This window comes from Orrella daihaiensis (assembly GCF_022811525.1).
In the GTDB taxonomy this organism is placed as follows: domain Bacteria; phylum Pseudomonadota; class Gammaproteobacteria; order Burkholderiales; family Burkholderiaceae_B; genus Algicoccus; species Algicoccus daihaiensis.
In genome coordinates this window covers 1,087,197-1,094,963 of sequence record NZ_CP063982.1, presented here as the reverse complement: position 1 = coordinate 1,094,963, position 7,767 = coordinate 1,087,197, and the positions used below count along the sequence as shown (strand labels likewise).

Annotated in this window: 6 protein-coding genes; 2 read left to right on the top strand and 4 right to left on the bottom strand. The window is 55.0% G+C overall.

What is annotated here, in order from left to right; all coding sequences use genetic code 11:
• Positions 1-255 precede the first annotated feature (255 nt).
• A complete protein-coding gene (locus DHf2319_RS05240) occupies positions 256-750 on the bottom strand; it encodes a hypothetical protein (RefSeq protein ID WP_243479760.1) in 495 nt (164 codons plus the stop codon).
• 303 nt (positions 751-1,053) lie between these two features.
• On the opposite strand from DHf2319_RS05240, the gene DHf2319_RS05235 reads away from it, so the two are divergent.
• On the top strand, positions 1,054-1,731 hold the full coding sequence (locus DHf2319_RS05235; protein WP_243479759.1) for a response regulator: 678 nt from the start codon (positions 1,054-1,056) through the stop codon (positions 1,729-1,731).
• Positions 1,732-1,741: 10 nt separating this feature from the next.
• Positions 1,742-4,138: an ATP-binding protein gene (locus tag DHf2319_RS05230; protein ID WP_243479758.1), complete on the top strand. Its 2,397-nt coding sequence runs from the start codon at positions 1,742-1,744 to the stop codon at positions 4,136-4,138.
• Between the two features lie 235 nt (positions 4,139-4,373).
• On the opposite strand, the gene DHf2319_RS05225 is transcribed toward DHf2319_RS05230, so the two are convergent.
• The 3 genes from DHf2319_RS05225 to acuI all read right to left on the bottom strand — a co-directional run bounded on the left by DHf2319_RS05225 (position 4,374) and on the right by acuI (position 7,718).
• Positions 4,374-5,453 (bottom strand): carboxysome shell carbonic anhydrase, encoded by a 1,080-nt coding sequence (locus DHf2319_RS05225; RefSeq protein ID WP_243479757.1) that lies wholly within the window; start codon positions 5,451-5,453, stop codon positions 4,374-4,376.
• A gap of 302 nt (positions 5,454-5,755) precedes the next feature.
• Positions 5,756-6,715 (bottom strand): TonB-dependent receptor, encoded by a 960-nt coding sequence (locus DHf2319_RS05220; protein WP_243479756.1) that lies wholly within the window; start codon positions 6,713-6,715, stop codon positions 5,756-5,758.
• A gap of 10 nt (positions 6,716-6,725) precedes the next feature.
• Complete coding sequence (gene acuI, locus DHf2319_RS05215; RefSeq protein WP_243479755.1) at positions 6,726-7,718, bottom strand: acrylyl-CoA reductase (NADPH); 993 nt, start codon at positions 7,716-7,718, stop codon at positions 6,726-6,728.
• Between the last annotated feature and the right edge of the window lie 49 nt (positions 7,719-7,767).

Below are 7,767 nucleotides of genomic sequence, written 5' to 3'. Positions count from 1 at the left end.
CTCACCGGGCCCTCCCCGGTTAGTCGGTTAGGCACGAACGCAAACAGCCACAACGCCTGACTAGCTGCCAGTCGCTGCGGCGGACAGTTGCACTTTTGAGTGCAATGCGTGGTGCCTGTTACCACTATGTTCACTACTGCACGTCCTCTGTTACAGATCTTTGCTTGCCAGACCGTTTGCTACTTGAGCCCACCATCCCTTGTGGGGGTAGTGAGCGGTGTTGCTTGCTGTATTGCTTTTGCTATACCGACATACTTAAGATCTACCTTGTGCCTCTAGCGCCTTCTCCTGACCGACTCTGTCATCGGTGTTTGGTTCGATTCGGGTATTTGCTTCGGTTTGTGCTGGGGCCTGCACCTGGGTTTGCTGTTGCTGCTCGCGCAACTGATTGGCAATCACCTGCGCACCCACTTGCGCCGCCTGAGAAAAGTGCTGAATCACCTGCTGGCGTAAATCGTCCACCACGTTCAGGGCGTAAAGCATGTCGGGAAATACCGCGGGCATATTGAGCAGGCGGTTGTCCTCAGTCAAAAATGCCGTGCGTACCACCACACCTGCAGCAGTTGTCTCCACAGCAAACACTGCACGCCCAGTTAAGTCAGTGCTCTTGTTCGCGTTTTCAGCAGAAGCCGTTTGATTTACTTCGGAATTGTTGGAAACATTCGCTGACGTATCTGGATCTGGATTACTGGATGGCGCAGCCACCGCTTTCTTGGTGTCTGGTTTTGCGGATTGGACAGCAGTAGTCATTCATTAACCTCAATCGTTAAACAACAAATCTCTACAAACCGCTGGCATTAACCACACATCTTGGTTAATGTGTTTTTTGCAGGTGCCAACATGCCTCGCCGCAAGAGCGCAAGCTTGTTTGAACAACTACATTTGGACGCGAGCGCTCAATTTGTTTAGGTACGACTGAAATTGTGACTACGAAGTTCTGCCGAGAAAATCCCATATTTAATGTGGATCACACATGATCATGTGATATACAAACCCTTAGGATTGTCTTTAATGTTTGATGTAACTAGAAAATAAAACTTTTGGGCAATATTCATGAGTAGCATGGCTAGCAGTTCCTCTTCAAACTTCGTCGCATTAGTGGTCGAGGACGACCGATTTTTTCAAGAGGTGATCAGAGAGGGCATGACGCAAGCCGTGTCTGGCAGCAAGATTGATCTTTGCCGCACCATGCACGAGGCCATGCAATGTATTGAAGTAAATGGCCCTAAGTACCAAATTGCCATCATTGATCTGGGCTTGCCTGACGGCGATGGTTTGACAATCATTCGCGAATTGGTGAAGGTATCGCCACGCACACCCATCATGGTGGTGTCGGTGGCCACCGATGAGCGCCGCGTGATTGAGGCCGTCAGAGCCGGTGCCATTGGCTATGTGGTCAAGGGCGACACCATGCTCTCGATCACCAAGGCCATTGAACAGATGCTCAATGGCATCAACCCGATTAGTGCCAAGCTGGCCGGGTATTTCCTGCGTTTGGCCGGACGCGAATCGGCGCGCGACAACCCCAATGCACCCATCAAGCGCCTGACCGCCCGTGAACTGGACCTGCTGCGTGAGTTTGCCTTGGGCAAGTCGTATCAGGAGGCCGCGGAATCGATGCAAATATCGCTCACCACGGTTCAGACCCATACGCGCAACCTTTACCGTAAACTTGGCGTTAAATCCAGTCTGCGGGCCTTATCCAAGGCCAAGGAACACGGCATTATCTAACAGGACAGCGATGACAGAGCACCACCGGCGCAACCTCGAGGAAACATTGGCGCAGGTGGTGACGGGTCTGCCAGTCGCCGCTAGTGTCTATGAGGCAAGACAGCGCCCCCAACCGATATTGCTGGTTAACGATCTGTTCACCAGACTGTTTGGTTACACGGCAGCCGACATTCCCACGGTTGAAATCTGGGCGCAACTGGCCTACCCCGATGAGGCCTATCGGTTTCAGCTCTATGACGACTGGGACAAAGAGGTTGATGAAGCCCTAAAAACCCACGGCATGGTGGCTAACCGCGAAGCGGAGATCACCACGCAATCAGGCGAGGTGTTAACGGTGCTTGTTGGCGCACGCGCCATCGGCAACTTGGTGATCGTCACATTTGTAGACATCAGCGCGCAGCGTCAAACCGAGGCCGAGCTTAAAAGCGTGCGCTACAAGCTAGAGCGCACTGCCTACGAGCTCACCGAGAATTTGCCCGTCGGTACCTACACCATGGTGCAACCAGCCGATGGCGGTCTGGCGCAGTTTCGGTTCATGAGCACCCGGTTTCTGGAGCTGTGCGGCCTAAATCGGGAAGAAGCCTATGCCGACCCCTTAAAAGGCTTTGCCTGCGTGCACCCCGAGGACTATGACCGCTGGCTGGAATTAAATGCCCGCGCGTTTGCCAACAAAGAGCCGTTCTATGGTGAAACCCGCCTGGTGGTCAATGGCAAGACCCGCTGGATCACGGCCGAGTCCAAGCCGCGCGCACTACCGGATGGTTCGACCGTGTGGGAGGGCGTGCTTGCGGACATCACTGAACGCAAATTAGCCGAACAGGCCTTGGCGCGCGCCAAAGCGCGCGCCGAAGAGCTCGAACGATTAAAAACTGATTTCTTGACGCAGATGAGCCATGAAATCAGAACCCCCTTGACCGCGATTCTGGGCTTGGCTGATCTGTTGGCCGATGACAACTTGCAACCGTCACAGCATGACAAAGTCACCCAAATACAAACATCAGGCAAGTTGCTCTTGGGCATCATCAACGACATCCTGGACATGTCCAAGATTGAGGCAGGTCAGCTGATCACCGAAGAGCTGCCGTTTGCACTAGACGAACTCGTTGACCACCTGCAGACCTTTAAAACCGCCATCACCAAACCCGGCGTCAAACTGTCGGTACAACAACCACTGGACAAAGCGCCCGCGGTCATCGGTGACAAACGCCGCATCGAGCAAGTGCTAACCAATCTGGTGGGTAACGCCATTAAATTCACCGAGCACGGCAACATCACCGTGACGCTCGATATTGCCGAGCAAACAGATACTTTCCTGAAGCTGCGTGCCTCAGTCACTGATACGGGACCAGGCATAGACTCAGACCTACTACAAAAACTCTTCACGCCGTTCGTGCAAGCCGACACCGGCGTCTCACGCCGCCACGGCGGCACGGGTCTGGGCCTGTCCATTAGCAAGCAGTTGGTTGAGCTCATGGGTGGCCGCATCGGTGTCATCAGTGAACCTGGCAAAGGCAGTCAATTCTGGTTTGAGTTGTCATTGGCGATCGATCAACATGCCAAGCCCAGTTGGTTACTGGATCCAAATCAAACCGAGCACCTCGGGCCCCGCAAACGTGGCCCCAGGCTAGCGGGGCTGAACATCCTGGTGGTGGATGACAGTGACTCGATCCGTGACCTGATCTGTGAAGTCCTGGAGCGTGAACAAGCTCAGGTCGAGCTAGCTAGCGATGGCAGACAAGCCCTTGAGGTCTTACGCCGTCACAAAGACCGTGGCAAACAATTTGACTGCGTCATGATGGATGTGCAGATGCCGGTCATGGATGGGCTCACTGCCATGCGTCATATTCGTGCCATGCGCGAGTTTAATCATTTGCCGGTGCTGGCCATGACCGCCGGGTTGCTGGCCGAGCAACAAGCCCGTGCTCGCCAGGCGGGCATGGCCGATGTCGTGGCCAAACCGGTGGATTTCCAGCAGATGGTTGAGCAGATTCTGGTGGCAGTTGGCCGGGTGCATTACCCGGTTCCGATAACAGAAGATGGTGAGAACCCCATGCCGGCCTTGGCCGGCGTTGACCGGGAGCATGTGAACCGCACCATGGATGGTAACCGGCGTCTGTTTGATCGCTTGTGCCGGGTGTTTGTCGAGGAGTTTGAAGGGCTAGACGACCGCATTGGCGCCGTGCTCGACCAAGGCATTGATGCCGCTAGCATTCAAGAGGCTGGGCGCTTAGCGCACGCGCTACGCGGCGCGGCTAGCCAAATCGGCGCGCTGGAATTGGCTCAGGCCGCCGCGGCGGTTGAACATTCGTTACACACCGATGCCCAACACAGCCCGGCCAAGCTTGCGGCCATGGGCAAGTTACTCGCTGACGTGATTCAGTCACTGAAGGGTCATCTGGGACAATAACCTGCCAAAGAATTGGTGCCAGGTTGTTTTTTATGTGGCGACCCTGGCTAACCCACCTTCACGCTTGGCATTTGCCGCGCGGTGAAATAAGGTGGCAGGCCATGGCGCACCGATGAACTTGCCACCTGACAGGTTGTTTTTTATGTGGCGACCCTGACAAACCCACAGTTGCAGATTAAGGCCTAGCGCTAGCCCCGTCGATTCAACAGAGGATTAGATTGGATTGACCGGACGATCAGTGCTTACCCAGCAATTCCAGACGACGCGAGTGCCAGTCAAGCACCGCCGTGCGGGCATGCATGGTTTTAGCCAGATCAGGCAAGTGTTCTGTGATCACCTGTGCCGCAAAGTTGGCCAGGAAGGTGGCCTTTAATTCGGCGCGCGCCCGATCAACCCCAATGGCATCAAACGGCACAGAGGCCAACAACAGGAATCCATCATCGGGAATGCGCCCGGCCCGCATGTTGCCGGCAATGATGTCAGCCGCGGTGCGTATCGGGTGTGCGAGGTTTGGGCTATAGGGTCCGATGATCAAGGCCAGGTTTGGTGTGTGCAGCCAATCAAAGCCACGCCCCAGACAAATCATCCATTCACGATGCTCGATGTCTAGCAGTCGTTCATGACGGGCGTTTTGTTCACGCACCTTGGCCAGGTGCTCAATATTGCCCATGAGCAACGGTAATAAGTCCTCACGCATCACGCTGGTCATATCAGGCAATAAAGTTGACAGTTGGGCCGCGACTTCATCCTCGGTCAGTCCCACACAATCAGCTAAGTTCAGCGTCGGGCCATTAGGGGTTGAGTGCAATGTGATCGCATCTTCATCGGTTTCAAAGCCACACACCAGTGGATACACCGACTCATGCGATTGACCGAAGATGTGCGATACCTGCTCGCGAATTTCCCAGGTGTGATCCAGGCTTGCTTGCTTGTTGTAACCGAACCCTGCACATCCACGCTTGGGCTCACCTTTGGAGTAGTGGTAGGTGATCAGCAACACCACCCGCCTGCCCTGCCCGATCATGGACATGACGTGGTGCTGCAACACCTCGCCCAAGTGAGGCCAGCCCAGGTTGAACATGCCACCGAGGTTGCGAAACGGCATCACGATGCCGGTTGGTGTCTGGGTGGCCACCGGGATGTTGATGCGGCCATCCATGCACTTAAGCGCCACCATGGCCGTGGTGTGGCGGCTTAAGTACCGCTTGCGCGCCAGCGTCGCCTCTGGACTGCGATAAGCATCGCCATGACGGCGCGCCAGATCGAGCAACCAGTCAATACGCTTGGCAATCGGGAGTTCATGGGTGTTGGGCATGTCCCACAACATATGCCTATTTGCCAGGTGTTGCAATAGGAGAAACGCCCGCAAGCTCGTTGCACTAACTAAAAAACCACACACAGCTGAACCGATTTAGCGGTGAAGCGATCGATTAACAGCAGGCCGCAACCACTCAAATCACCAGGCGAGATCGAAATGCGTGACCAATATCGACCCCGCCCTATAGCTATTTCCAATGTTGCTCGGTATTTTTGCGGGGTGCTACCGTATTACGCATCTACAAACAAACTGGAATCAAGGTCGTTAGTTTGCAAAAAGCCACCTAGCGACCTAGCGACCTACCAGGCCGATACGTTTGAATACGAACAGCTATCTCGTTTGGCTCTGTATCGCTGCTCATGCGGATCAGAACGCTCGCAGATATCGTTGTCATGCACCCTGATGTTTCGGTTTTGAACGGGTTTGGTCAGATCAAAAGCACCCGTCCTGGCACTTGAACTGTTTGCACCAAACCGGTAGGTCAACTGAGCCATCAGACGCCCATTAAAAGCACGGTCATTGCTGTAACTGGCACCAAATGACAATGCCTCGGTCAGTGCATACTGCGCTCCCACGAAGAGTCCCCAGCCATTAACGGCCTCAAGATGATTCTCTTGATAGTAGGCGCCTAAGGTTGTCCGCCACTTTGAAGTCACCGACCAGCCGAAGTCTAGGCCATAAGTGTTTAAAGCACCCGCGTTGTAGTACTCATTCAGGGCCTGCTCTTTGTCCCCAATGGGCAGCAATGCATAGCCATTGATGCGCAATTGTTGATGCGCTGCCTCAAACCCCAGTGCGATCTGCTCAAAGTGCACGGTACGAGGATCCAGGACGTTCACGCCGGGCTGGTCAGAACCACCAGATTTCACAGCACGCGTGTCATAGCCTGTGTAAATACCGAACATCCAAAGACCCGATTCGCTGAGCCATCGATGTCCTAACCGTGTGCTGGTGGCAAGCGTACCACCAGCAACATCCGTGTTGATGATGCTGCTATAACCAGAAATATCTGAAAGTTCTAGGCCAAGCTGTACATCCACAAACGATAGCGAACGCTCACCCTGATGAAGCGACACAAAACCGCCGACTGACAACTGGTTTGGTGTGCCCGCTCCTTGACTTTGAGCTTGGCCATACAAATAGGCACCGTACTCCGAGGCCAGCGCACTTGGACTGACTGTACCGCTGAACACAACAATCGCCATCATTGACTTTGCCAGACTACGCACAAACATATCTCCAGAATTAGCAAAGTTCATGACTACTGATCTAGCGATTGACATCCACCACCACTCGGCCGCGGACCTGGCCTTGCAACAGCTTGCCCGCCATGTCAATGGCCTGCCCCAGACTGATCTCTTCGACCATGGCGTGCAACTTTGACAGCTCGAGCTCTGAGGCGAGTCTTTGCCATGCGGTTAATCGTTCTTGTCGTGGGCACATCACGCTGTCGATGCCCATTAATGTCACCCCGCGCAGAATAAACGGCGCCACCGTGGCGGGCAGGTCCATGCCGCCAGCTAGCCCACAAGCAGTGACCACGCCTCGGTAGCGAGTTGATGCACAGATGTTGGCCAAAGTGTGGCTACCCACGACATCGACTGCACCTGCCCAGCGCTCTTTAGCCAATGGCTTACCCGGCTCGGATAGTTCTTTGCGATCCATGATGGCCGTGGCACCGAGTGACTTCAGGTAGTCAGCTTCCGTAGCACGCCCGGTGACAGCCACCACCTCGTAACCGAGCTTTGCCAGCAAGGCCACCGCCACACTGCCCACGCCCCCGGCGGCACCGGTCACCACGATTTCACCGTCCGCGGGTTTGACGCCGTGCTTTTGTAGGGCCATGACGCACAGCATGGCGGTGTAGCCAGCCGTGCCGATGGCTGCGGCATCGCGTGCAGCCATGCCCTTGGGCAATGGAATGAGCCAGTCACCCTTGAGTCTGGCCACTTGCGCGAGCCCTCCCCAATGGGTCTCGCCCACCCCCCAGCCATTGAGAATGACTGAGTCACCCACCTGATAGTTCGGGTGGTCGGTTTGTTGAACTTTGCCCACGATATCAATACCGGGCACCATGGGAAACCTGCGCACCACCGGCCCTTTGCCGGTGATGGCCAAGCCATCTTTGTAGTTCAAGCCCGAGTAATGCACCGAAACGGTGACATCGCCTTCTGGCAACTGCGCGTCATCGAGCTCGGTCAATTCGGCCCGATAGCCTTTGCCGCTAGCCTCGTCTTTGTTGATCACAATGGCTTTAAACATGCGCTCTCCCATTCCCTTCATTGCTCAAACCATACCGATGCTTCATGCT